This window comes from Stappia sp. MMSF_3263, assembly GCF_030733745.1.
Lineage (GTDB): Bacteria > Pseudomonadota > Alphaproteobacteria > Rhizobiales > Stappiaceae > Stappia.
On the sequence record NZ_JASHIK010000004.1, the window covers coordinates 73,161 to 97,521 of the forward strand.

At 66.6% G+C, this 24,361-nt stretch carries 24 protein-coding genes; 10 read left to right on the forward strand and 14 right to left on the reverse strand.

Annotated elements, in window-relative coordinates; all coding sequences use genetic code 11:
* Positions 1-30 precede the first annotated feature (30 nt).
* Together RBB46_RS06310 and RBB46_RS06315 are read right to left on the reverse strand one after the other, a co-directional pair.
* Positions 31-720: a GntR family transcriptional regulator gene (locus RBB46_RS06310; RefSeq protein WP_306028053.1), complete on the reverse strand. Its 690-nt coding sequence runs from the start codon at positions 718-720 to the stop codon at positions 31-33.
* A 297-nt stretch (positions 721-1,017) separates the two neighbouring features.
* A complete protein-coding gene (locus RBB46_RS06315; RefSeq protein ID WP_306028054.1) occupies positions 1,018-1,380 on the reverse strand; it encodes an MmcQ/YjbR family DNA-binding protein in 363 nt (120 codons plus the stop codon).
* Between the two features lie 201 nt (positions 1,381-1,581).
* Between RBB46_RS06315 and RBB46_RS06320 the strand changes: the two genes are divergently transcribed.
* Entirely contained in the window at positions 1,582-2,163 is a 582-nt protein-coding gene (locus tag RBB46_RS06320) for an NADPH-dependent FMN reductase (protein ID WP_306028055.1), read from the forward strand.
* A 91-nt stretch (positions 2,164-2,254) separates the two neighbouring features.
* Here RBB46_RS06320 and RBB46_RS06325 read toward each other — a convergent pair whose 3' ends face one another.
* The 4 genes from RBB46_RS06325 to dnaK all read right to left on the reverse strand — a co-directional run bounded on the left by RBB46_RS06325 (position 2,255) and on the right by dnaK (position 7,135).
* Positions 2,255-2,863 (reverse strand): class I SAM-dependent methyltransferase, encoded by a 609-nt coding sequence (locus RBB46_RS06325; RefSeq protein ID WP_306028056.1) that lies wholly within the window; start codon positions 2,861-2,863, stop codon positions 2,255-2,257.
* Positions 2,864-3,045: 182 nt separating this feature from the next.
* Positions 3,046-4,173 (reverse strand): molecular chaperone DnaJ, encoded by a 1,128-nt coding sequence (gene dnaJ, locus RBB46_RS06330; protein WP_306028057.1) that lies wholly within the window; start codon positions 4,171-4,173, stop codon positions 3,046-3,048.
* On the reverse strand, positions 4,173-5,066 hold the full coding sequence (locus tag RBB46_RS06335; protein ID WP_306028058.1) for an FkbM family methyltransferase: 894 nt from the start codon (positions 5,064-5,066) through the stop codon (positions 4,173-4,175). Before RBB46_RS06335 ends, dnaJ begins: the two co-directional genes overlap by 1 nt.
* 149 nt (positions 5,067-5,215) lie before the next feature.
* Positions 5,216-7,135: a molecular chaperone DnaK gene (gene dnaK, locus RBB46_RS06340; RefSeq protein ID WP_306028059.1), complete on the reverse strand. Its 1,920-nt coding sequence runs from the start codon at positions 7,133-7,135 to the stop codon at positions 5,216-5,218.
* 418 nt (positions 7,136-7,553) lie between these two features.
* On the opposite strand from dnaK, the gene RBB46_RS06345 reads away from it, so the two are divergent.
* The 3 genes from RBB46_RS06345 (at position 7,554) to pdxH (ending at position 10,691) form a co-directional block, all read left to right on the forward strand.
* On the forward strand, positions 7,554-9,038 hold the full coding sequence (locus RBB46_RS06345; RefSeq protein ID WP_306028060.1) for a SulP family inorganic anion transporter: 1,485 nt from the start codon (positions 7,554-7,556) through the stop codon (positions 9,036-9,038).
* 19 nt (positions 9,039-9,057) lie between these two features.
* On the forward strand, positions 9,058-9,918 hold the full coding sequence (locus tag RBB46_RS06350; RefSeq protein ID WP_306028061.1) for a universal stress protein: 861 nt from the start codon (positions 9,058-9,060) through the stop codon (positions 9,916-9,918).
* A gap of 137 nt (positions 9,919-10,055) precedes the next feature.
* Positions 10,056-10,691 carry a pyridoxamine 5'-phosphate oxidase gene (pdxH, locus tag RBB46_RS06355; RefSeq protein ID WP_306028062.1) on the forward strand — a complete coding sequence of 212 codons (636 nt, stop codon included), beginning with the start codon at positions 10,056-10,058 and terminating at the stop codon, positions 10,689-10,691.
* Between the two features lie 27 nt (positions 10,692-10,718).
* Here the strand turns inward: pdxH and RBB46_RS06360 are convergent, their stop codons facing one another.
* Positions 10,719-12,398 (reverse strand): methyl-accepting chemotaxis protein, encoded by a 1,680-nt coding sequence (locus RBB46_RS06360; protein ID WP_306028063.1) that lies wholly within the window; start codon positions 12,396-12,398, stop codon positions 10,719-10,721.
* 367 nt (positions 12,399-12,765) lie between these two features.
* Here RBB46_RS06360 and RBB46_RS06365 point away from each other — a divergent pair, with 367 nt between their 5' ends.
* The 5 genes from RBB46_RS06365 to modC all read left to right on the forward strand — a co-directional run bounded on the left by RBB46_RS06365 (position 12,766) and on the right by modC (position 16,551).
* A complete protein-coding gene (locus RBB46_RS06365; RefSeq protein WP_306028064.1) occupies positions 12,766-13,254 on the forward strand; it encodes a DUF992 domain-containing protein in 489 nt (162 codons plus the stop codon).
* A gap of 161 nt (positions 13,255-13,415) precedes the next feature.
* Complete coding sequence (locus RBB46_RS06370) at positions 13,416-13,793, forward strand: LysR family transcriptional regulator (protein WP_336623141.1); 378 nt, start codon at positions 13,416-13,418, stop codon at positions 13,791-13,793.
* A 95-nt stretch (positions 13,794-13,888) separates the two neighbouring features.
* The gene (modA, locus tag RBB46_RS06375; protein ID WP_306028066.1) at positions 13,889-14,728 is read left to right on the forward strand and encodes a molybdate ABC transporter substrate-binding protein; all 840 of its coding nucleotides are present in this window, start codon (positions 13,889-13,891) and stop codon (positions 14,726-14,728) included.
* A gap of 21 nt (positions 14,729-14,749) precedes the next feature.
* On the forward strand, positions 14,750-15,445 hold the full coding sequence (gene modB, locus RBB46_RS06380) for a molybdate ABC transporter permease subunit (RefSeq protein ID WP_306028067.1): 696 nt from the start codon (positions 14,750-14,752) through the stop codon (positions 15,443-15,445).
* Complete coding sequence (modC, locus tag RBB46_RS06385; RefSeq protein ID WP_306028068.1) at positions 15,442-16,551, forward strand: molybdenum ABC transporter ATP-binding protein; 1,110 nt, start codon at positions 15,442-15,444, stop codon at positions 16,549-16,551. Before modB ends, modC begins: the two co-directional genes overlap by 4 nt.
* 30 nt (positions 16,552-16,581) lie before the next feature.
* Here the strand turns inward: modC and RBB46_RS06390 are convergent, their stop codons facing one another.
* From RBB46_RS06390 to RBB46_RS06420, 7 genes are all read right to left on the reverse strand, one after another.
* A complete protein-coding gene (locus RBB46_RS06390) occupies positions 16,582-18,309 on the reverse strand; it encodes a SulP family inorganic anion transporter (RefSeq protein WP_306028069.1) in 1,728 nt (575 codons plus the stop codon).
* Positions 18,306-18,590, reverse strand: a complete 285-nt coding sequence (locus RBB46_RS06395; protein ID WP_306028070.1) for a helix-turn-helix domain-containing protein — start codon at positions 18,588-18,590, stop codon at positions 18,306-18,308. Before RBB46_RS06395 ends, RBB46_RS06390 begins: the two co-directional genes overlap by 4 nt.
* Before the next feature lie 166 nt (positions 18,591-18,756).
* Positions 18,757-19,572: a phosphonate ABC transporter, permease protein PhnE gene (phnE, locus tag RBB46_RS06400; protein WP_306028071.1), complete on the reverse strand. Its 816-nt coding sequence runs from the start codon at positions 19,570-19,572 to the stop codon at positions 18,757-18,759.
* 1 nt (position 19,573) lies between these two features.
* Complete coding sequence (gene phnE / locus RBB46_RS06405; protein ID WP_306028072.1) at positions 19,574-20,386, reverse strand: phosphonate ABC transporter, permease protein PhnE; 813 nt, start codon at positions 20,384-20,386, stop codon at positions 19,574-19,576.
* Between the two features lie 3 nt (positions 20,387-20,389).
* Positions 20,390-21,208: a phosphonate ABC transporter ATP-binding protein gene (phnC, locus tag RBB46_RS06410; protein ID WP_306028073.1), complete on the reverse strand. Its 819-nt coding sequence runs from the start codon at positions 21,206-21,208 to the stop codon at positions 20,390-20,392.
* Positions 21,209-21,325: 117 nt separating this feature from the next.
* The gene (gene phnD / locus RBB46_RS06415) at positions 21,326-22,297 is read right to left on the reverse strand and encodes a phosphate/phosphite/phosphonate ABC transporter substrate-binding protein (RefSeq protein ID WP_306028074.1); all 972 of its coding nucleotides are present in this window, start codon (positions 22,295-22,297) and stop codon (positions 21,326-21,328) included.
* Positions 22,298-22,436: 139 nt separating this feature from the next.
* On the reverse strand, positions 22,437-22,889 hold the full coding sequence (locus tag RBB46_RS06420; protein WP_306028075.1) for an Lrp/AsnC family transcriptional regulator: 453 nt from the start codon (positions 22,887-22,889) through the stop codon (positions 22,437-22,439).
* Between the two features lie 168 nt (positions 22,890-23,057).
* On the opposite strand from RBB46_RS06420, the gene RBB46_RS06425 reads away from it, so the two are divergent.
* The gene (locus RBB46_RS06425; protein WP_306028076.1) at positions 23,058-24,266 is read left to right on the forward strand and encodes a methionine gamma-lyase; all 1,209 of its coding nucleotides are present in this window, start codon (positions 23,058-23,060) and stop codon (positions 24,264-24,266) included.
* The last annotated feature ends 95 nt before the right edge of the window (positions 24,267-24,361 follow it).

The window sequence follows — 24,361 nt, forward strand, 5'->3', positions numbered from 1 at the left end:
GGGTCGTTCCTCCTTGGTCGGATTCGGCTCTCAGGCCGAATTCCTCAGTGCCCGGCCTTCGCGCAGCCGCGCTTCTGTCTCGTGCCCGGCAGTTTCCGCGTGCGCACGAGCCGCCTCGCCGGCGGAACTGTCTCCGGCCAGCACCAGTCGGGCGATCTCGCCGTGCTGCTGCCAGGCCTTGGAGCGAAAACCACCAATATCGAGCACCAGCCGCATCGAGCGCATCATGTGGGCGAATTGCGGCTCCAGCGTTTCGGCGATCCGTCGGTTGCCGGACATGGCGATGATCTGGTTGTGAAAAGCGATGTCGAGCGCGATGCGCTCGTCCGTCGGCGTTTCGTCGCCAAAGGCGTCCGCCTTGTCGAGGATCGTGGTCAGGGCCTGGCTCGCCGCCGTCGGCATCTTTCCGGACGCGACGCGTTCGGCGGCGAGCCGTGCGGCCAGCGCGTCGAGCGCCGCGCGCACCTGGTAGACGTCGCGCAGATGCGCCGGGTCGATCTCGGTGACCTTCAGCCCCTTGCGGCCGGTTTCCTCGACCAGCCCGTCGCGTTTCAGAAGCTGCAGGGCGTGGCTGACCGGTTGGCGCGAGACCCCGAGCCGGTCGGCAAGCTCCGCCTGGCGGATCCGCTCGCCCGGCGCCAGCGCGCAGGTCGCGATCGCGTTGCGCAGCTTGTCATAGACGCGGTCGACGAGGATCGGTGTCTGGTCGATCAGTTCCATCCGGTCTTGCGTCCCTCGTTCGCCGTTCCGACCGGTCCCGCTGACCGGTCATTCTGGAATTTGGAATTCCGAATTCAAACATGCGGCATGATTGGTCGTCAAGTATGGAATTCCGAATTCGATTTGACCGGGAAGAGCGACAACAGCCGCCGGCGCCCGAGAAAGCGCCCGCGAAAGCGCCTGCGCTGCGTGGCGGAATCCGCAGGAAGGTGCCAGGCAACACCGGCAAGGAGATGAAGGCGAAGTTGAATCGCGCCCGGAACCGCCGCGACGCGAGGCGGGTCTCGGGTCCTGATCCTAGCTGCCCTGGAGCCCGAGTTCGCTGCGAAGGGCGCGGGTCAGTTTCGCCGCGACGATCCGGTGCGCCTCGGCGATATGGGCGCGCAGGTCCTCGTCGCTGAGCGGCGCGCCGCCGCGCACTTGCACCCAGGAGGCGCGGGCGAGATAGGGCGCCGGCACGACATTGTCGAGCTCGGTCAGGATTTTGTAGCTGAGCTCGGAACACTTGAAGGCGATCGCATCGCTGGCGCCCTCGCCCCAGCTGGAACACACGGCGAAGATCTTGCCGCCGACCTTCCAGACCGAGGCATTGCCCCATTGGATGACATGGGTCGTTGCCGTGAGTGTCGCGCAATAGGCATCGAAATCCGCACGCGTCATCCTGCCTGCCTCGTTCCCAATGATGTGAAACCCGTTCCTGCGCGGAGCCCGCCGGGACATCGGACGCCTGCCGGTTTCAAGGCGGCGAACGGGAATCGCGGCGCCATGGCTCTGGCGATTGCCGAGCTTGCGCATATATGGCGGGTAACACAACCTGTACCGGTTGCTGTCTGGCGTGCCGGTCCGACCTAGAGAGGCTTCATGCAAGATGTCCGCATTCTCGTCCTGTCCGGCTCGATCCGTTCAGGCTCCTACAACACGCAACTCGCCGGGCTGGTGGCGAAATATGCCGCCCTTGCCGATGCGCAAGTGACGCAGATATCGCTCGCCGACTATCCGATGCCGATCTACGACGGTGATACCGAGAAGGAAAAAGGGGCGCCGGAGGCGGCGCGCAAGCTGAAGGCGGTGTTCCAGAAGCACAACGGGGTCTTCATCGCCTCGCCGGAATACAACACCGCCATCACGCCGCTTTTGAAGAACACGCTCGACTGGGTGTCGCGCCTGTCGGACGAGGGCGAGCCGCCGTCCGCCGCTTTCAGGAACCGGGTCTTCGCGATCGGGGCGGCATCGCCGGGTGGGCTCGGCGGCATTCGCGGGCTGATCGGGCTGCGCACGATCCTGGAGATAGGCCTCGGCGCGCTGGTGATCCCGGACATGGGCATGGTGCCGAACGCGGCCTCGGCCTTCGACGAGCATGGCGAACCCGTCAACGAGCGCACGGCGAAGCTGCTGCAGGCGATGGTCGACCGGCTGGTCATGGAAGTGAAGCTGCGCGGCTGAGCGGCAGGCGGCCGCGAACAGGTCACGGCAAGACGGGAAGCGGGAAAGGCAGATCGGGGTACTCGCCCGGGTCGGGGCCGTTGTCCCGGTCTCAGGCGACGTTGCGCCGGTAGACCCACACGCGCGCCGGCGGCAGGTTCTTCAGGATCCAGCCGCTGCGCTGAACCGTGAAATTCTCGGGCTCCGGCTCCACCGGCGGCACCAGCGCATAGGAAAACTGGATGAAGGGCGCGCCCGGCTGCAGCAGCTCGAACGCTTCCATGAGGAGCGCCCGTCGCTCCGCCTTGGGACGCGAGAACAGCGGCAGGGACGAGACGATGCTGGCTAGCGAACCGGAGGGAATGTTCGCCAGGGTCTTGCGCAGTTGATAGGCGTCGCCCTCGACGACGGCCATGTCGGGATAGCGGCGGCGCAGGAGCCGGCAGAAGTCTTCGTTGTACTCCAGCGCGATCACCCGCTCGGTCGCGATGCCGCGTTCCAGGATCGCGTGGGTCACGACGCCGGTGCCCGGTCCCAGTTCCAGAACGGCGCCTGGCCTGTCGCGCTCGATGAAGCTGGCCATCCGCCGCGTCAGGTCCGGTCCGGATGGGCTCACGGCGCCGGTTGTCAGCGGGTTTTCCGCCCAGTTGCGGATGAAGCGGATCTCGTCGGCAAGCTTCGCCGAGAAGCCCTTGACCTTGCGCGCGGAAACATCGAGCATATTGAAATCCACCCTGAAAAAGTCAAAACAACATGCCGTCCGGGGCCTGTGGCCGCTCAGGTTGGCACAGCAAGGTGGTCGCGCCTCATGGCGAATTCATGGCGCGGCCGCGACCCGGGAGCGTATCTCCCGGCAATACGACACTTTTCGGTTTTACGTGACGTTCCGCGAAACGGACCGCTTCAACTGCCGAGATTGTCGAGGAAGTCCTTCACCCGGGCGAAGAAGCCGTGCGATTCCGGATGCGTGTCGCCGGAGGATTCCTGCTCGAACTCCGCCAGCAATTCGCGCTGCCGCTTGGTCAGGTTGGCCGGCGTCTCTACGGTCACCTGGATATAGGCATCGCCCAGCTGCTGCGAGCGCATCACCGGCATGCCCTTGCCGCGCAGGCGGAACTGCTTGCCCGTCTGGGTGCCTTCGGGGACCTTGACCCGCGTGGTCTCGCCGCTCAGCGTCGGCACCTCGAACTGGCCGCCAAGGGCCGCCGTCGTCATCGAGATCGGCACCCGGCAATAGAGATCCGCGCCGTCGCGCTGGAAGAAGGCATGCGGGCGGATCGACAGGAAGATGTAGAGGTCGCCGGAGGGGCCGCCGCGCAGGCCCGCCTCGCCCTCGCCGCCGAGGCGGATGCGCGTGCCGTCCTCGATACCGGCGGGAATGTTGACCGACAGCATCCGGTTGACGGTCTTGCGCCCGGCGCCCGAGCACTCGGTGCAGGGATCGGCGATCACCTGGCCACGTCCCTGGCAGGCCGCGCAGGTGCGTTCCAGGGTGAAGAAGCCCTGCGAGGCTCTGACCCTGCCCGAGCCGCCGCAGGTGCGGCAGATGGTGGGCGCGCTGCCGGTCTTTGCGCCAGATCCGGAACAGGCCTCGCAGGAAATCGAGGTCGGCACCTCGATCTCGACCGCCTTGCCGGAAAAGGCCTCTTCCAGGGAGATGTCCAGGTTGTAGCGCAAGTCCGCGCCCCGGTCGCGGCCACCGCCCCGCCGGCCGCCGCCCATGCCGAAGAACTCGTCGAAAATGTCGGACATGGCCGAAGCGAAATCGCCGGGATGGCCGCCGCCGCGCGCGCCGAAGCCGCCGTTTTCGAAGGCGGCGTGGCCGAACCGGTCATAGGCCGCGCGCTTTTGCGCGTCCTTGAGCGTGTCATAGGCTTCGCTGACTTCCTTGAAGCGGTTTTCCGCCTCCGCATCGCCCGGGTTGCGGTCCGGGTGGAACTGCATCGCGAGCTTTCGATAGGCGCTCTTCAGCGCCTTCTCGTCGGCATCGCGGGCAACGCCCAGCACCTCGTAGTAGTCGCGCTTGTCCATCAGGCTGTTCCATCCCTGCGCCCGGCCGTGTCGGCATCCTGCGTGTGAACGCGTCGAAGCAGCGCGTTCAGACGGGTGCGGCGGGCGAGTTCGTATCCATTGTCGAGGCAGATGCGGACGACGCCCGGCAACGCCTTCTCCTTGCCGGCCTCGACCACGATGAAGTCCGGGCGCAGGCCCGTCGGTCCGTTGGCGAACAGGCCGCGCAGCGCCGCCTCGTCATGGCCTTCGAGATCGACCTTCATCGCGTCGATGCGGACGATTCCGCGCCGCGCGCAGATCTCGTGGATCGGCAGCACCTCGAAACTCCCGGCGTCGTCCTCGCCCGCGGAGCGCACCCTGTGCTCGCCGCGATTGCCCTCGTGGGCGAGGATCGCGCCGCGGCCGGCATGTTCGCCCACTGCGCAATCGGCAACCATCACGCAATCGATGCCGGAGGCGGCAAGATTGGCTTCCAGCCGCGCCCTTGTGCCCGCGTCCGGCTCCACGGCAAGCACCACCACCTCGCGCGACAGCGCGCGCGCGGTGCTGACCATCCACAGGCTGTAGAGGCCGACATTGGCGCCAAGGTCGAGAAACACGAACGGGGAGGAGGGAGACGCGGCGAAGACGTCGCGCAGGGCCGCGCGCTCGTCCGGGTCGAAAAGCTGGGCGCCGGCGACAGCGCGCTTCTCGCAGCGATTGGAGGTCGGGTAGAGCCGGGCGCGGATCGAGGGAAACACCTCGACGTCGAACGGCCCGGGCGCGCCGCCAGTTGCCAGCTTGCGGATCAGCGACACGCCGATCCGGCCCAGCCGGTTCTCCGGCATCGCGCCGGCAAGCCGGCGCAGCGCCTCGCGCGGAGCGGACAGGGCATGGGCGCCGAATGGCGGATCGAGCGAACGCAGCCTCATGCCCGGGTATCACACTCCAGCGTCAATGGTCGGTTTCGAATAAGGGCTTGCGCGGCAGGGAACATCCCTCCGCCGCATGGCCGGACGCGATCGCCAGAACGGCAAGAGGCACGGCACCCTGGCGGCGCCGTGCCCCTTGCGCTCGGCAATCAGGCGGACTTCTTGTCGTCTTCGTCGCGGACTTCCTCGAAATCCGCATCGACGACATCGTCATCGGCCTTGGGCGCCTCGCCGGTCTCGCCGGCATCCGTGCCTTCCTCGGCCTGGGCGGCCTTGTACATGGCCTCGCCAAGCTTCATCGAGACTTCGGACAGCGACTGGGTCTTGGCCTGGATCTGCTCCAGGTCCTCGCCCTCGAGCGCGGTCTTCAGTTCGGTGACGGCCGCTTCGATGGCACCCTTGTCCTCGGCCGTGACCTTGTCGCCATAGTCCTTCAGCGACTTCTCGGTCGAGTGCACCAGCGCCTCGCCCTGGTTGCGGGCCTCGACAAGCGACTTGCGCTTCTTGTCGTCGTCCGCATGGGCTTCCGCGTCCTTGACCATCTGCTCGATGTCCGCGTCCGAAAGACCGCCGGACGCCTGGATGCGGATCTGCTGCTCCTTGCCGGTGCCCTTGTCCTTGGCCGAGACATTGACGATGCCGTTGGCGTCGATGTCGAACGTGACCTCGACCTGCGGCACGCCGCGCGGCGCCGGGGGAATGCCGACCAGGTCGAACTGGCCCAGCATCTTGTTGTCCGCGGCCATCTCGCGCTCACCCTGGAACACCCGGATGGTCACGGCCGTCTGGTTGTCTTCCGCGGTGGAGAAGGTCTGGCCCTTCTTCGTCGGGATCGTCGTGTTGCGGTCGATCAGGCGGGTGAACACCCCGCCCAGCGTCTCGATGCCGAGCGACAGCGGCGTCACGTCGAGCAAGAGCACGTCCTTGACGTCGCCCTGCAGCACGCCGGCCTGGATCGCCGCGCCCATGGCAACGACCTCGTCCGGGTTGACGCCCTTGTGCGGCTCCTTGCCGAAGAAGGTGGAGACCACCTCCTGGATCTTCGGCATGCGCGTCATGCCGCCGACGAGAACCACCTCGTCGATCTGGCCGGCGGCGATGCCGGCATCCTTGAGCGCCGCCTTGCAGGGCTCGATCGTGCGCTGCACGAGATCATCGACGAGGCTCTCGAACTTCGCCCGCGTCAGCTTCATCGTCAGGTGCTTGGGCCCGGAGGCGTCGGCGGTGATGAACGGCAGGTTGATCTCGGTCTGCGAGGAGGACGACAGCTCGATCTTGGCCTTCTCGGCCGCCTCCTTGAGGCGCTGCAGCGCGAGCTTGTCGTTCTTCAGGTCGATGCCCTGGTCCTTCTTGAACTCCGAAGCGAAATAGTCGACCAGGCGCATGTCGAAATCCTCGCCGCCGAGGAACGTGTCGCCATTGGTGGACTTCACCTCGAACACGCCGTCGCCGATCTCCAGGATCGAGACGTCGAACGTGCCGCCGCCAAGGTCATAGACCGCGATGGTCTTGCCGTCGTTCTTGTCGAGGCCGTAGGCGAGCGCCGCCGCCGTCGGCTCGTTGATGATGCGCAGCACCTCGAGACCGGCGATCTTGCCGGCATCCTTGGTTGCCTGACGCTGGGCGTCGTTGAAATAGGCGGGAACCGTGATGACGGCCTGCGTCACCTGCTCGCCGAGATAGCTCTCGGCGGTTTCCTTCATTTTCTGAAGGATGAAGGCGGAGGCCTGCGAGGGAGAATACTTCTCGCCGCTCACCTCGACCCAGGCGTCGCCATTGTCGGCCTTGACGATCGAGTAGGGGACAAGCTTCTTGTCCTTCTCCACCGTCGGGTCTTCATAACGCCGCCCGATCAGGCGCTTCACGGCGAACACCGTTCCGGTCGGGTTCGTCACCGCCTGGCGCTTGGCCGGCTGGCCGACGAGCCGCTCGCCGTCGTCGTTGAAGGCGACCATGGACGGGGTGGTCCGCGCGCCTTCGGAATTCTCGATCACCTTGGGAGCCTTGCCGTCCATGACGGCGATGCACGAGTTGGTCGTGCCGAGGTCGATACCGATGACCTTTGCCATATTGCCCTTCCTTTCCAGCAGACCGGTCGGACCCGTTACGGCATCGGACCGGTCCCTCTTCTCGTACGTCTAGTCGTTACGCGTCTTGTGTCGATACGTCGTGTATTGCTCCCCGCATGACGTGAACCAAGGGTCGCGCGGCATGGGAGCGGAGCGTGACCGCTATATATGTTGAGCAGTGGCGCACCGCAAGGCTGGCGGCGCGCAAGGCTCCCCCGCTCCCCCGGCCCCCGCTCCGCCGCCGCGGCGGGTCGCCCCTTGTTGCGCCGCAGCGGGAACCGGCCTAGAAGCGGCGCAAACCTCAACCGCCGGAGCGCGGCCCGCATCCCCTGCGCTGCTCCTGCACCGCCGGCGATGCCGTTCGCCCCTCCACGACACGCACCGACCCGCGCCGCGCGGCACCAGAGCGGATGGCCTGATGTTCTCATTGTCCCACTATGCGCAGGACTGGACCGGCAATGTCCGCAAGGACGTGATTGCCGGCCTCGTCGTCGCGCTTGCCCTCATTCCCGAGGCGATCGCCTTTTCCATCATCGCCGGCGTCGATCCCAAGGTCGGCCTCTATGCCTCCTTCTCCATCGCCGTGATCACCGCCATTGTCGGCGGCCGCCCGGGCATGATCTCGGCCGCCACCGCGGCCACCGCCGTGCTGATGGTGACGCTGGTCAAGGAGCACGGGCTGCAATACCTGCTCGCCGCCACCGTGCTTGCCGGCCTGCTGCAGATCGTCGCGGGCCTGCTCCGGCTCGGTTCGGTGATGCGCTTCGTCTCGCGCTCGGTGATGACCGGCTTCGTCAACGCGCTCGCCATCCTGATCTTCATGGCCCAGCTGCCCGAACTGATCGGCGTCACCTGGCTGACCTATGCGATGGTCGCCGCCGGCCTTGCCATTATCTATCTGTTCCCGCGCCTGACGACGGCCATTCCCTCGCCGCTGGTCTGCATCCTGGTGCTGACCGCGGCCGCGATTGCCTTCGGCTTCGACGTGCGCACCGTCGGCGACATGGGAGAACTGCCCGACACCTTGCCGGTGTTCCTCATTCCCGACATTCCGCTGACGCTGGAAACGCTGCTGATCATCCTGCCCTATTCGGCCGCCGTCGCCGCCGTCGGCCTGCTGGAATCGCTGATGACGGCCGCCATTGTCGACGACCTGACGGACACACCCAGCGACAAGAACCAGGAATGCATCGGCCAGGGCATCGCCAACTCGGCCACCGCCTTCATTGGCGGCATGGCCGGCTGCGCCATGATCGGCCAGTCGATGATCAACGTGAAGTCGGGCGGTCGCGGCCGCCTGTCGACCTTTTCCGCCGGCATCATCCTTCTGTTCCTCATCGTCGCGCTGGGCGAATGGGTGGCGAAGATCCCGATGCCGGCCCTTGTCGCGATCATGATCATGGTCTCCATCGGCACGTTCAGCTGGTCCTCGATCGTCAATCTCAAGGACCATCCGCGCTCCTCCTCGGTGGTCATGCTGGCGACCGTCGCCGGCGTGGTGCTGACCCATAATCTCGCCATCGGCGTGCTGATCGGCGTGCTGCTGTCGGGCATCTTCTTCGCCTGGAAGATCGCCCAGATCTTCCGCGTCACCTCGAGCCTGTCGGCGGATGGGCGTTCGCGCACCTATGTCGTGGAAGGACAGGTCTTCTTCGCCTCGGCGGAGGCCTTTACAGCCGCCTTCGATTTCAGGGAGGTTCTGGAGAAGGTGACCATCGATGTCAGCCGCGCCCATATCTGGGACATCTCCGCGGTCGCCTCGCTCGACATGATCGTGCTGAAGTTCCGCCGCGAGGGCGCGGAGGTCGAGATCGTCGGCATCAACGAGGCGAGCGAGACGATCGTCGACAAACTCGCCATTCACGACAAGCCCGGCGCGCTCGACCGCCTGATGGGCCACTGACAAGGCCGGAGGACATCCCATGACAAAGCTGATCGCGCTGGTCGACGGTTCCGTCTATTCGCGAAGCGTTTGCGAACATGCCGCCTGGATCGCGGCGCGCGCCGGCGATGCCGCCCGGGTCGAGTTGCTGCATGTGCTCGGCCGCCGCCAGGCGGAGGGAGGCGCGGCGAACCTTTCCGGCAACATCGCCCTCGGCGCGCGCACCACGCTGCTTAATGAACTGGCCGAGCTCGACGCGCGCACCGCGAAGCTGGCCCAGGCGCGCGGCCGGGCGATCCTCGACGATGCCGCCAAGGTGCTGGACGAGGCCGGCATTGCCGATGTCGGCACCCGTCTGCGCGCCGGCGATCTGGTCGAGACCCTGGCCGAGATGGAGGCCGACGCCGATCTCGTCATCATCGGCAAGCGCGGCGAGGCGGCGGATTTCGCCCGGCTGCATCTTGGCTCCAACCTGGAGCGGATCGCCCGCGTGGCGAAGAAGCCGGTTTTCGTCGCCGCCCGTGCCTTCCGCCCGATCGAGCGGATGCTGATCGCCTTCGATGGCGGCACCAGCGCCCTGAAGGCGGTCGACCACATCGCCCGCAGCCGCATCCTGGCCGGTCTCGACTGCCGTCTCCTGATGGTCGGCCAGGACACGCCGGACGCGCGCCGCTCCCTCGACGGCGCCGCCGCGATCCTCAAGGGCGGCGGCTATGCGGTCACGGCCGAAATCCGTTCCGGCCAGCCCGACACGGTGATCTCCAAGGCGGTGGAAGACGAGGGCATCGACCTGCTTGTCATGGGCGCCTACGGGCATTCGCGCATCCGCTCGCTGATCATCGGCTCGACCACGAGCGAGATGATCCGCTCCTGCAAGGTCCCGGTGATGCTGTTCCGCTGAAACGCGGTCCTGCTGGCAAAGCCTTCCGGCTGCGATATAAACCGGGATGAATGCAACGGGCGGTCCCGCCGCCCTGCCGGTCCCCGGCAAGGGGGCCGGTGTGATCCAGCCCCAGCCAGCACGGGACAAGACCTGCCATGAGCGCCGAAACCGAAAGCCCCTCCCGCGACGAACTGGAGGCGCGTGTCGCCGCCGGCAATCCCTTCGCGATCTTCGCGGAATGGCTGGCGCTCGCGGAAAAGAGCGAGCCGAACGACCCCAATGCGATGGCGCTGGCGACCAGCGGCGCAAACGGACTGCCGGACGTGCGCATGGTGCTGCTGAAGGAGTTCGACGAGGCCGGCTTCGTCTTCTACACCAACACACAGTCGCAAAAGGGCGACGAGCTGGGGCAGAACATGCAGGCCGCCGGCGTGCTGCACTGGAAGTCGCTGCGCCGCCAGGTGCGCTTTCGCGGGCCGGTCGAGCTGGTCAGCGAGGCGGAGGCCGACGCTTATTTCGCCTCGCGGCCGCGCGACAGCCGCATCGGCGCCTGGGCCAGCCAGCAGTCGCGGCCGCTGGAAAGCCGCTTCGCCCTTGAGAAGGCAGTGGCGAAACACGCGACCCGCTTCGCCATTGGCGAGGTGCCGCGTCCCGACTACTGGACCGGCTACCGCATCCGCCCGCTCTATATCGAATTCTGGATGGACAAGCCCTTCCGCCTGCACGACCGGCATGTGTTCCGTCGCCCGGCGCCCGAGGGCGGCTGGACGACGGAACGTCTTTATCCGTAAGCCGGAAAGGCGTCCGACAATACGTTGTCAGGCGGCGCGGACCGTCGACAGGAAGCGTGAAAGCTCGCCGCGCAGGGTCGTTGCCTGCCGGGTCAGTTCGCTGGAGGCCTGCAGGACCTGACCGGCCGCGGTGCTCGATTCGTCCGCCGCGCGGGTCACGGTGGTGATCGCCATCGACACTTCGGCCGTGCCGGAGGAAGCTTCCTGAACATTCCGGGCAATTTCCTGCGTTGCCGCCGACTGTTCCTCGACCGCGGCCGCCACCGCCGCTGAAATGGCGTTGAGACGCTGGATCGTCTCGGCGATGCCGTTGATCGCGGTGGCGGATTCTGTCGTCGACGACTGGATCGCGGAGATCTGCCCGGCGATTTCCGTGGTCGCCTTGGCCGTCTGGTCGGCAAGGTCCTTGACCTCGGCGGCGACGACCGCAAAGCCGCGCCCTGCCTCGCCGGCGCGCGCCGCCTCGATGGTGGCATTGAGCGCAAGGAGGTTGGTCTGGGCGGCGATGCCGTTGATCAGCTCGACGATGTCGCCGATCTTCTGTGCCGCGTTGGACAGGCCGCGCACCATGGAGGCGGCAGCATCCGCATCGCTCATCGCCACCGACGACATCTTGTTCGACTGGTCGACCTGTCCGGCGATCTCGCGCACCGAGGCCGTCAGTTCCTCCGTCGCCGCGGCAACGGTCTGGACATTGGCTGAAGCTTCCTCGGACGCCGCGGCGACCGCGGTCGATTGCTGCGAGGTCTGGTCGGCGCTGCCCGACATCAACCGGGCCGAGGCCTCGAGCTGGCTCGCGGCGGCGGAAACCGATTCCACCACCTTGCCAACCGAGCGTTCGAACTCCTGCGCCAGTTGCGCCAGGGCCTGCTTCTTTTCCGCCTCCGAGCGCGCCTTCTGGGCGTCCCTCTCGCCGGCCATGGCAGCGGCCTCGATCGACTGTTCCTTGAAGAAGAGGGCGGCGCGGGCAACCTCGCCGATCTCGTCGCGGCGCTCGACGCCGGAGATCCCCACGTCGGTATTGCCGCGTGCAAGCTCGGTCAGAACCGAGACGATGCGGCCAAGCGGGCGGGAAATGCTGCTGCGGGCGATCCAGGCGGCGATCACGATGCCGAAGACGATCCCCGCCAACGCCTTCACGATCATGTCGCGGGCGGCGGTGCGGGCTTCGTCGGCGGCAACGTCGCGCTGGGCGGCCATCATCTCGGCCGAATAGGTGCTGTAGGTCTTCACCGTGTCGGTCACCGCCTTCTGCCCCTCGAGTGCCGAGGCAAGGGCGGCATCGATTGCGGAACGGTCGTTTGCGGATCTCGCCGCGACATCGACCATCGCCTCGATGCGGATGAAATACGCATTGAGCGCCGCCTTCACGTCGGCGAGGTGCTTGCGCTGGCGTGCATCGGAAACGGCTTCGAGCTTGGGCAGCCGCTCCAGCATTTCCTCGGCGCGGCGTTTGCTTTCGGCACGGAAGTCCTCGGCACGCTCCGTTGCCTGCGCCAGCTGGTAGGTCATCCGGCTGATGGCGATGATGTCGATGCGCAGGTCCATCGCCTCGCGGGCAGCTTCCTCCGATGCGCCCACCGCGTTGAAGGAGCGTGTCAGGGCGTTCAGCTCCGTATACGCGACCGCGGCGATACCGGCGGCGGTAAAGCCCATGAGCAGCACCACGGCGAGCATCTTCTGGACGATGGACACATGCTTGAGCATGGCGGCAGACCTTTTTCATGTCGGAGGGTAAGGCGGCAGCACCGCCGGAATGATGGCGCACTCTTAGGCGGGAAGTGCTTAATTGCTGCTTAAGAGGCTCGGTCTTGCTTTGGGACTGTTTGGTAATACAAGTCGAAATAGCGTTCGTACTCTTCGTCTTGCTCGATGCGGGCGGCATATATTTGCTTTGCTAAATGGAGCGAATATTCAAGCGTGGAACGCGAAACGGGTCCTCCGCCTGCGTCTCCGGATCCGTCCTGCCGCCGTCTTGCGGCGGTGGAACCATTGTTTCTCTCACCCGTTGACGGGGCAGCAACCAACCGCGGACGCCTCTCCCCGGGGCCGCCCGCAACCATAGGAGGATTGCATGCTTCGAACCATCGGCCTCGCCGGAACCGCCATTCTCGCCCTTGCCGCCGCGCCGTCCCTTGTGGGCGCGCAGGAGGCAAAGCCCGGCGTCGAGATCGGCAAGCTGACATGCGACGTGACGGGTGAAAGCAACTTCATTGTCGGCGGGACCAACTCGCTCGCCTGCAGCTATCGTCCCGCCGATGGCGGCGATACCACCTACTACCGTGGAGAAAGTCGCGAGTTCGGCCTCGATATCGGAACGCAGGACAGTGCCACGCTTGTCTGGGGCGTGTTCGCTCCCACCGCCGACACGGACCCCGGCGCCCTTGCCGGCAGCTATGGCGGGGTGACGGCGGGGGCGAGCCTCGGCGTCGGCCTGACGGCCAATGCGCTTCTCGGCGGTCTCGACAAGTCGATCGCACTCAATCCGGTCAGCGTGGAATCGCAGACCGGCACCAACCTGACCATCGGCGTCAAGTCCCTGCTGCTTGAGCCGGCCGTCTGAACATCCGAGCCGGACCCGGATCTGCCGGATTTCCAAGGGCGGCGAGCCAGAGGGTTCGCTGCCCTTTCTCTTGTCGGCAGACAGCCGCCACACGGCGGATTCCCACTGCCGGTCAAACCGTCTACGCTCCGCATATGAAAGTCGGAAACAAGACAACGGGCGTGCGCCTGCGCCTCGTGTTCGAGCCGGATGTGGCCTTTGGTCCCGGCAAGGCGGATCTTCTGGAGAACATTGCCGCGACCGGTTCCATCGCTGCGGCCGGGCGACGCATGGGCATGAGCTACAAGCGCGCCTGGATGCTGGCCGAAAGCTTGAATGCGACCTTTCACGCCCCCCTGGTCGAAAGCAGCAGGGGCGGGGCGCAGGGCGGCGGGGCACGCCTGACCGAGGCAGGCGAGAGGGTGCTCGCGCTCTACCGGCAGCTGGAGGAGAAGGCCGCGGCCGCGGGCCTTGAGGAGATCGACGGATTGCGCGCGTTGCTGCGCGAGGACTGCGGCACCGGCGCGCGCTCTGGCATCGATGTGTCCGGAAGGAAATAACGCTTGCAAACCCTCGAAAGCCAGTCGATATGTTCTATCAGACATATCGACTGCGGGTCTGCCCGCGTTCTTTCCCCTCCCGTGAGGAGCCTGCCATGAGCTCGCATCGTTTCGGCTTGGCCGTCCTGTTGTTTTCCGGTCCGTTCCCGATCGTCCGCCGGATCGCCGTCGCGGCGTTCCTGCTGCTTGCGCTGGCTGGTTGGACCCCGGACGCGGCCCGTGCCCAGACGCCGGAACGCGGCAGCGTCACGGTCTTCGCCGCCGCCAGCCTGAAGAACGCCATGGACGGGATCGCGGCCGTCTGGCGGGCGCGGACCGGGCATGACGTCGTCGTCTCGCTTGCCGGCAGTTCCGCGCTTGCCCGCCAGATCCAGGCCGGAGCCCCGGCGGACGTCTTCATCTCGGCCAATGCGAACTGGATGGACAGGCTGGAGGCGGACGGCCTGCTGATCGAGGGGACCCGCCGCGACCTGCTTGCCAATTCCATCGTGCTGGTCGCCCATGACGGCAACGTGGCTCCCCTCGAGATTTCGCCCGCCCTCGACCTGTCCGGCCTCATCGGCGAGGGGAGGCTGGCCATGGCCCTTGTCGAGGCGGTTCCCGCCGGCATCTACGGCAAGGCCGCACTGACGCACCTGGGCCTTTGGGACACGGTCGCGCCGAAGGTCGCGCAGGCGGACAATGTGCGCGCCGCCCTTGCCCTTGTCGCCACTGGCGAGGCCCCCTTCGGCATCGTCTATGCGACCGATGCGGTGGCCGAGGCGAGGGTCGGCGTGGTCGGCACATTTCCCGCCGACACGCATCCCCCGATCGTCTATCCTGCAGCAGTGCTGGACGGGCGCGACAATCCGCTGGCCACTGACTTCCTGGCCTTTCTCGGCAGTGCCGAGGCATCCGGGATCTTCGCCGCCGAGGGGTTTGTGGTCCTCGACTGAGCTTGAGCGGAACGAACGCGCATGGATTTCCTGAGCCCGGAAGAGTGGAGTGCGGTCGGCCTGTCGCTGCGGGTCTCCTTCTGGGCGACGCTTCTCAGCCTGCCGCCGGGCATTGCCGTTGCCATGCTGCTTGCCCGGGGAAATTTTCCCGGCAAGCAGCTGCTCAACGGCATCGTGCACTTGCCTTTGATCCTGCCGCCCGTCGTCACCGGCTATCTGCTGCTGCTAACCTTCGGCCGCCGCGCGCCGGTCGGCAGTTTCCTGCATGACGCCTTCGGCCTTGTCTTCGCCTTCCGCTGGACGGGCGCGGCCCTTGCCGCCGGGATCATGGCCTTCCCGCTGATGGTCAGGGCCATCCGCCTTGCCATCGAGGCGGTCGACCCGAAGCTGGAGCAGGCGGCCGGCACGCTCGGCGCCTCGCGTGTCATGGTCTTTGCCACCGTCACCCTGCCCCTGATCCTGCCCGGCGTCATCGCCGGGGCAATCCTCGCCTTCGCCAAGGCGATGGGCGAGTTCGGGGCGACCATCACCTTCGTCTCCAACATTCCCGGCGAGACCCAGACCCTGCCCTCGGCGATCTATGCCTTCCTCCAGGTGCCGGGCGGGGAGACGTCCGCCTTCCGCCTCGTGCTGGTGTCGATCGTGGTGGCGATGACCGCGCTGCTTGCCTCCGAATGGGTGGGCCGCGCCGTCGCCAGGCGGATTGCCGGCGCATGAGCCTCGACGTCTCCCTTCGCCATGCCTTCCCGGGCTTCACCCTCGATGCCCGCTTCGAGGCACCGGCCGGCGTCACCGCCCTGTTCGGCCGCTCCGGTTCGGGCAAGACCACTGTCGTCAACGCGCTGGCCGGGCTGCTGGCCGTCGACCATGGCCATGCGCGCATCAACGGCACCGTCCTCTTCGACACCGAAACCGGCGCAAGGATCCCGCCGCACCGCCGCCGCATCGGCTATGTCTTCCAGGAAGGGCGCCTGTTTCCGCACCTGACAGTCCGCCAGAACCTCAGCTACGGCCGCTGGTTCGCCGGCAGCAGGGTAAGGGCCGCCGACGGCGATGCATTCGCCCGCCTCATTGCCCTGCTCGGCATCGAGGCATTGCTGGATCGGCGGCCAGGCACCCTTTCGGGCGGCGAGAAGCAGCGCGTCGCCATCGGCCGCGCCCTGCTCAGCTTTCCCAGGCTGCTGTTGATGGACGAACCGCTCGCCGCCCTTGACGAGGCGCGCAAGGCGGAGATCCTGCCCTTTCTCGAACGCCTGGCCCACGAGACCGAGGTGCCGATCCTCTATGTCAGCCACTCGGTCGCCGAGGTGGCGCGTCTGGCCACCACGGTCGTCGCGCTGGAGAACGGCCAGGTGGTGCGCACCGGCACGCCGGTCGAGGTTCTGAGCGACCCGCGCGCGGTGCCGACGCTGGGCATTCGCGATGCCGGCGCCGTCATTCGGGCAAGGGTCCTGCGCCACCATGCCGACGGGCTGAGCGAACTGGAAACCGCCGCCGGCCCCCTGTTCCTGCCACAGGTCGCGGCGGCGGTCGGCACATGGGTGCGCGTGCGCATCCATGCGCAGGACGTGATCCTGTCGCGCACCGCGCCGGTCGGCCTTTCCGCGCTCAACATCCTGTCCGTCGAGGTCGCCGCGCTGCGCATGGGCGAGGGACCGGGCGTCGTCGTGCAACTGCGCGCCGGCGAGGAACGCCTGCTTGCCCGCATCACCCGCCGCTCGGCCGAAGCGCTTGCCCTTGCCCCCGGCCTTGCCTGCCACGCCATCCTCAAGTCCGTGGCGGTGGCGCAGGGCGATGTCTGGATCGAGGGTCGCGACGACTGACCGGCCCGGCGGCCTTCCTCGGCCGCCGCATCACTCGCCGATCGCCGCGCGGGCGTGCTTCAGGCCCTCGTCGAGGGTCGCCGCATAGGTGACCAGCGGTGCCTCCAGCCCTTGCACGACAAGCTGCCGCCGGATCTCGGGTGCGGTTCCGCTCAGCACCACGGTGACGCCGCGCCGCGAGGCCTTGGCCGCCAGGCTCTCGATGCTGTGCGCGCCGGTCGAATCGAGGAACGGCACGGCGGCGAAGTCGATCACCAGCGCCCTGTGGCTGTCGGCGATCCGCTCGAGCACCGCCGCGATCGAGGCGGCCGCGCCGAAGAAGAAGGCGCCGGAGATGCGGTAGACGACCACCTGAGGGTCGATGCTGCTGGCCTCGTCATAGGGCCGGCGGCCGCCACCGGGCCTGTCGGCTTCGTCCTCGGCGACGAAGGGCAGATGGGTCTCGACCGCCGTTACCTGCGACATGCGGTGGATGAACAGCACCGAGCCGAGCGCGAAGCCGACGATGATCGCCTCGCTCACGTCCCGGAACACGGTCAGCCCGAAGGTCGCGAGCAGCACCAGCGCATCGCCCCGCGAGGCGCGTATAAGCGTCGCGAAGGCATGCCGCTCGATCATGTTCCAGGCGACGACGGCCAGCAGCCCGGCAAGGCTCGCCAGCGGGATATAGGCGGCAAGCGGTGCCGCGACCAGCATGAAGGCAAGCAGGAACAGCGCATGCGCCATGCCCGCCACCGGCCCGTGCGCGCCCGAGCGCACATTGGTGGCGGTCCGCGCGATGGTGCCGGTGACGCAGAACCCGCCGAACAGCGCCGAGCCGGCATTGGCGATGCCCTGGCCGACCAACTCGCAGTTGGAGCGGTGCCGCCGCCCGCTCATGCCGTCGGCGACCACCGCCGAGAGCAGCGATTCGATCGAGCCGAGCAGGGTGAAGGCGAAGGCGCTGGGCAGCACCGCGACGATCCGTTCGAGCGAGAGATCGGGCAGCGCCGGCATCGGCAGGGAGGAGGGAATGCCGCCGAAGCGCGAGCCGATCGTCTCCACCGGCAGCCCGGCCAGCGCGGTGACGGCGGCCGCCAGTGCGATGGCGATGAGCAGGCCCGGCCAGGTCGGGCGCCAGCGCTTCAGCAACACGATCACGGCGACCGTTGCCCCGGCAAGCGCGCTGCTTGCCGGCGTGATGCTCGGCAGCGCCGCCCACAGAACGGGAAGCTTTTCCGCCAGCGGCCCGGGCTCGGGCCCCGACAGCTGCAACCCGAGGAGGTCCTTCACCTGACTGGCGAAGATGATGACGGCGATGCCGGCGGTGAAGCCCACCGTCACCGGATAGGGCACGAATTTCACATAGGTGCCAAAGCGCAGCAATCCGGCGGCAACCAGCATCAGGCCCGACAGGAACGTGGCGAGCACCAGCCCCTCGACCCCGTGCGTCGCCACCGTCGTTGCCACCAGCACGATGAAGGCGCCCGCCGGTCCGCCGATCTGGAAACGGCTGCCGCCGAGCGCGGAGACGAGGAAGCCGCCGACGATGGCCGTCGTCAGGCCCTGCGCGGGCGACACGCCCGAGGCGATGGCGATCGCCATCGACAGCGGCAGCGCGACGATGGCGACCGTCAGTCCGGCAAGCGCATCGGCCTTCAGATGCGCGCGCGTATAGCCCTCGCGCAGCACCGTGACGAGCTTGGGCGTGAACAGGTCGGCAAAGCCCGGCGCGTCCTTGCGACTGTCGCTGCCCGCTGTCGCCGGACCGGCGCTCACGGCTGTTCTCCCGTGCGCGCGCCGCCGGATGCCGCCGGTTCCCTCAAGCGCACCCCGCGCCCCGATCCGATGGACGGTGCGCCCTCGCCGATCAGTTCGATGCCGGAACGCGAAAGCGCCTCGACCACCTTGGTCAGGCTGTCGACGACGCCGCGCACATTGCCGGAACTGGCTTCCATGCGCTGGATCGTCGGCACCGATACGCCGGCGCGCTCGGCCAGCGTCTTCTGGTCGATGCCGAGCAGCGCCCGCGCGGCGCGCATCTGGGCGGCGGTGATCATGTCGGAAAGGCTCCAGTGGGCAGTATGGATATCTCACTTTGTCAAATTGATGTGTCAGATATCAATACGCAGAAACGCGGAGCCGCTGCGGACGCGAAAAGCGCCGGACCCGTTTTCGGATCCGGCGCTTGACTTTCCCCAGGGCTGGAGGTTCCGCCGACGCGGCTCAGATGATCGCGTGGCGGACCTTGGCCGAGACCCATTCGCTGAAGACGACGGTGGCCAGGATGACGAGCAGGATCGTCGTCACCTGCGGCCAGGCCAGAACGTTGAGCGAAGCCTGCAACTGCAGGCCGAGACCGCCGGCGCCGACGAGGCCCAGCACCGCGCTCTCGCGGATGTTGATGTCCCAGCGGAACACCGAGATGCCCCAGAAGGCGGGCGCGATCTGCGGCCAGTAGCCGTAGATCAGCACCTGGCCACCGCTGGCCCCGGTTGCCTCGATTGCCTCGGTCTGGCTGGCGTCGGTCTCCTCGATGGCCTCGTAGAGCAGCTTGCCGACGAAGCCGATGGAGCGCAGCGCGATGGCGATGATGCCGGCGAGCAGGCCGGGGCCGAGAATGGAGACCAGCAGCAGCGCCCAGATCAGCGAGTTGATCGAACGCGAGGCGACGATGATGAACAGCGCGATCGGCCGGGCGACCAGCAGGCTCGGCGTGGTGTTGCGCGCGGCCAGGAAGGCGACGGGCGTCGCGATGATGACACCCAGCATCGTGCCCAGCGTCGCGATGTTGAGCGTGTCCCACAAGGGCCAGAGCAGCTTCTCGATATAGGAAAGGCGCGGCGGGAACATGCGCGAGCCGATATCGGCGGCCTGCTGCGGGGCGTCCATGACGAAGAGCCAGATCGTGTCCTTCGTCATGATCTGCCAGCACCAGACGGTCAGCGCGACGAGCGCGAACCATCCTGCCCAAAGGGCAAGCCGCGCGCGCGGTGTGCGAAGGTGCCAGGCCGGCCCGTTTTCGGTTTGTGTCACCGGCATCTTACTGCACCCACTTGCGGATATAGCTGGAGGAGTATTCGGCGAACATCACCACGGCGATGATGATCAGGAGGATCGCCCCGGCGCTGTCATATTCGTAGCGGTCGATGGCCGTGTTCAGCGTCGCGCCGATGCCGCCCGCTCCGACGATGCCGATCACCGCGCTTTCGCGGAAATTGATGTCGAAGCGATAGAGCGTCAGTCCGATCAGGCGCGGCATCACCTGCGGCTGCACCGCGTAGTTGACCAGTTGCCACCAGGAGGCGCCGGTGGCGCGGATGGCCTCGGCCTGGGTCTCGTCGATGTCCTCGATGTCCTCCGCCAGCAGTTTCGCCAGGAAGCCGATCGTGGCGAAGGTAAGGGTCAGGAAACCCGCGAAGGGACCGAAACCGAACATCGCGACCAGCAGGATGGCGATGATGATCTCCTGCAGCGAGCGGCTGAGGGCGATCAGACCGCGGCAGGCGTAATAGACAGGCATCGGGGCGATGTTGCGCGCCGCGCCGATGCCGATCGGAACGGAAATCAGCACGCCCGCAACGGTCGCAGTCACCGTCATGGTCAGGCTTTCCACCATGCCATTGCTGATATCCTTCCAGCGGCTGGTGAAGTCGGGCGTCAGGAAGCCCATGACGAAGCGCCCGCCCCGGTCGAGCCCGTCCCAGACGCGGGCCCAGTTGACGTCGACCGTGCTGATGGCGAGCACCAGGTAGATCAGGATGGCGGCGTAGATCCCGTAGCGCCAGCGCGGATCGGGGATCATCGTCGCCGGCCGGCGCCAGCGGCGCGGATAGGTCTTGGCGGTCGCGCTCATGGCTCAGATCATCCCGGCCATGCGCTCGGCCGCGTCGCGCTCCGCATGGTCGTCCTCTTCCGCCGCGCGGCGCATGGCGGTCCAGTCCTCCTCGCCATAGATGCGGGTCAGCACGCTTTCGTCGAGCAGCTCGGGGGCGCCGTCGAAGACGATCTCGCCAGCCTTCAGACCGATGATCCGCTGGGTGAATTGTTGCGCCAGCACGACATCGTGGATGTTGATGATCGCCGGCAACTCGCGCTCCTCGCAGATCTCGACGATGAGCCGCATGATCTGCCTCGAGGTCTTCGGGTCGAGCGAGGCGGTCGGCTCGTCGATCAGCAGCAGTTCCGGGTCCTGGGCAAGCGCGCGGGCAATGCCGACACGTTGGCGCTGGCCGCCCGACAGCGCGTCGGCACGCTTGTCGGCGTGATCGATCAGTCCGACCCGGTCGAGCAGGCGGAAGGCGTTCTGCACGTCGTCGCCGGCAAATTGGCGCAGGAACGAGCGCCAGAAGCCGACATAGCCGAGCCGGCCCGACAGCACGTTCTCCATCACCGTCAGCCGTTCCACCAGGGCGTATTCCTGGAAGATCATGCCGATCCGGCGTCTTGCCCGGCGCAATTCGCCTGCCGGCAGTCCGGTGATGTTCAGGTCATTCAGCAGGACCCGGCCTTCGCTCGGTTCGACAAGGCGGTTGATGCAGCGGATCAGCGACGACTTGCCGGCGCCCGAGGGGCCGATCAGGCCGACCACCTGTCCCTTCGGCACGGTGAAGCTGACCGACTTCAGCGCCTTGTCGCCGGTCTTGTAGGTCTTGGTGAGCGCATCGACTGTCAGCATGCGGTGTCCTGCAATGTGGCAATGGCACGGGGGAAGAGGGGGGAAGAAAAGCGCGACAACGACGGGAATGCGCGGGCGGAAGGCCGCCCGCGCACCCGTTCAGTTGCAACGCTGCCCTTACTGGCAGTTGTAGGAGACGTCGTTGGCCGCGTCGATCTGGCGGATCACCGACCAGTTGTCCTTGAAGGTGATCGGGATGAACTGCGCCTCGCCGGACTTGGAGAATTCCTTCTCCAGCGACGAACCTTCCCACTTGAAGGTGGCGAAGCCTTCCTTGATCTTCTCCTGCAGCTCCGGCTTCAGGTTATGGGCGATGCCATAGCCGGTGGTCGGGAAGGTCTGCGACTTGTAGATCGACACGAGCTGTTCCGCCTTGACCACTTCGCGGTCGATCATCCGGTGCATCACCGAGTTGGCGATGGCCGCTGCCGGATAGTCCTTGTTGGCGACGCCGAGGACCGAGTTGTCGTGCTTGCCGGAAAAAGCCGGCTCATAATCGGTTCCCGCGACCAGGCCATACTCGGCCTTGAGCAGCGCGGAGGGCGCCTTGTAGCCGGAGTTCGAGGTCTCGGCGGTGAAGGCAAGTGTCTTGCCCTTGATGTCCTCCGGCTTCTCGATGCCGGAGCCCGGATAGGAGATGATCTCCATCTCGTAGCCGAAGCTGCCATCGGCCTTGGCCATCATAGTGAAGGGGCGGAACCCGGCGCAGGCGACGGCAAGCGGGTTGGAGCCGGTGTTGAAACCGGCGACATGCAGGCGGCCGGCGCGCATCGCCTCGATCTGGGCGGCGTTCGACTGGACCGGGAAGAACTGCACCTTCTTGCCGGTGACGCTTTCCATATGCGTCAGGAAGTCGGCCCAGGCCTCGGCATAGACCGCCGGGTCCTCGACCGGTGTATAGGCGAAGATCAGCGTCGACGGGTCGACCTGCTGGGCCGGGTCGGAGGGAATGTCGGCGATCAGGTCGCCGTCGGCATCGCTGTAGCGGCTGTCGAGCTTGAACTCGGCCTGCGCCGCGCCGGCGAGCAGCGCGGTGAGAAGTGCGGCAACGCTGGCCGCACCGGCGACTTTCGTCAGGTGCATGGTCATGTCTGTTTCCTCCACTGGGGCGCGATGCGCATCCGTTGTCGTCCGGATGTCTGATAGGCGACCTTGGTGAAGGCTGGATGACAATGTTAGCCGCGTCAAGACCTTGGCTTGCACCGGCCGGCACGGGATGCGGGCCGGTTCACCCCGGCAGCACCTGGGCATGCTTGACCGTGCCGAAGGCGAAGCTCGATTCCAGCGAGGCGATGCAGGGAATCTTGTGAATGCGCCGCCGCATGAAAGCCTCGTAATCAGCCAGCGAGGCGACGACGACCTTCAGCAGATAGTCGCGGTCGCCGGCCAGAAGATAGCAATCCATGATCTCCTCGATCCCGGCCACCGCCTGTTCGAACGTGGCGACGGTTTCCTGGGTGTGCGGGGTGAGCTTCACCTGCAGAAAAACGGTTACAGGCAGCCCGTAGGCCTGCGGATCGACCACGGCCGCATAGCCGGAAATGACGCCGGACTTCTCCAGGTTGCGCACACGGCGCAGGCAGGGCGAGGGCGACAGGCCCACCCGTTCGGAGAGCTCCTGGTTGGTGAGCCGCCCGTTCCGCTGCAACTCGCGCAGGATGCGACGATCGATATCATCCATGTTTCGGCTCCCTACTGGCAGGATCTGCCAATCCAAGGGGATTGAGAGGCAAACTACGCCAGAAACAGCCTCGTGTGAAACCCTAGACTGCTCTCAGCAGTTCGGGAGAGGAACGGGGCGAGGTAGCCCGCGCTCTCGCCGCTCGCCCCCGGTAGAGGAGCCTTCGCCATGACCCGCAGCAACCGCCCGCTCGGCTTTGCCACCCGCGCCATCCATCACGGCTACGATCCGCTCGCCCACGAGGGCGCGCTGACCCCGCCGGTTCATATGACCTCGACCTTCGCCTTCGAGACGGCCGGGGCCGGCGGCGAGATGTTTGCCGGCGAGCGCGCCGGCCATGTCTACAGCCGCATTTCCAACCCCACCCTGTCGCTGCTGGAAGAGCGCATGGCTGTGCTGGAAGGCGGAGAGGCGGCGATCGCCTTCGCATCCGGCATGGGCGCCATCACCGCGGTGATGTGGACCTTCCTGTCGCCGGGCGACGAGATCCTTGTCGACAAGACGCTTTACGGCTGCACCTTCGCCTTCTTCCGCCACGGGCTGGCGAAGTTCGGCGTCACCGTCACCCATGTCGACATGCGCGATCCGGCCAACCTTCAGGAGGCGATCTCGGATCGCACCCGCATCGTCTATTTCGAGACGCCGGCCAATCCCAACATGCGCCTCGTCGACATTGCCGCCGTGTCGGCGATCGCCCGCAAGGCCGGTGCCAAGACCGTCGTCGACAACACTTATGCGACGCCCCTCCTGACCCGGCCGCTGGAGCTCGGCGCCGACATCGTCGTCCATTCGGCGACCAAGTATCTGGGAGGTCACGGCGATCTCGTCGCCGGCCTGGCCGTCGGCAATGGCGCCGACATGCAGGCGGTGCGCCTTGTCGGGCTGAAGGACATGACCGGCGCCGTCATGGCTCCGCTCACCGCCCATCTGATCATGCGCGGGCTGAAGACGCTGGAACTGCGCATGGAGCGGCATTGCGCCAGCGCCATGGCCGCCGCCGAACTGCTCGAGGCGCATCCCTCCGTTGTCTCCGTCCACTATCCCGGGCTTGCAAGCTTTTCCCAGCACGAACTGGCCGCGCGGCAGATGCCGGGCTTCGGCGGCATGATCGCCTTCGAGCTGGTCGGCGGCATGGCGGCCGGCATCCGCTTCCTCGACGCCCTGCAACTGGCGCGCCGTGCCGTCAGCCTCGGCGACGCCGAGACCCTCGTCCAGCACCCGGCCAGCATGACCCATTCGACCTACACGGCCGAGGAGCGTCGCGCCCACGACATCTCCGACGGACTGGTCCGCCTCTCGGTCGGGCTGGAGACGCCGGGCGACATTCTCGCCGACCTGGAACAGGCCCTGCGGGGATTGCAAAAAGCCGCTGCCTGAACGGGGTTCGGGGAAATAATTTTCGTCAATTTCGATAATTTCTGAATCAATCTTTCGAACTTTTGACGCAGAACTTGTCGAAATCGGACTGAAAT